Raw genomic sequence first — 542 nt, 5'->3', positions numbered from 1 at the left:
TCCGGCCAGGCACAAGCCGGGCCTCGTGATCCACACGGCCGGCTGGCCGCTGAAGTCGGATACGTACGGCGGCTCGTTCCTGTATCACATGGACAACAACCAGGTCGTGGTCGGCTTCGTGGTGGGCCTGGGCTACACGAACCCGTACCTGTCGCCGTTCGAGGAATTCCAGCGCTACAAGACGCATCCGTCGATCCGCGCGTTCCTCGAAGGCGGCAAGCGCGTGTCGTACGGCGCGCGCGCGATCACGGCCGGCGGCCTGCTGTCGCTGCCGAAGACGGTGTTCCCGAGCGGCGCGCTGATCGGCGACGACGCGGGCTTCCTGAACGCGTCGCGGATCAAGGGCAGCCACGCGGCGATCAAGACCGGCATGCTCGCAGCCGACGCCGCATTCGACGCGGTGCAGGCCGGCCGCCAGTCGGACGAACTCAACGCGTACCCGGACGCGTTCAAGCAATCGTGGCTGTACACGGAGCTGTACCGCGCGCGCAACTTCAAGCAGTGGATGGCCAAGGGCCTGTACCTCGGCACGCTGATGGTCG

General features: G+C 67.2%; 1 protein-coding gene. It reads left to right on the top strand.

The window, feature by feature from the left end; all coding sequences use genetic code 11:
• Positions 1 to 542: NAD(P)/FAD-dependent oxidoreductase (locus WS95_RS23280; protein ID WP_179950226.1), on the top strand; the 542-nt coding region annotated here is incomplete at both ends.

It is taken from the genome of Burkholderia sp. MSMB1826, from assembly GCF_001526325.1.
Classification (GTDB): Bacteria; Pseudomonadota; Gammaproteobacteria; order Burkholderiales; family Burkholderiaceae; genus Burkholderia.
Note: the sequence above shows the minus strand (reverse complement) of the source record. Positions and strands in the feature narration are given on the sequence as shown.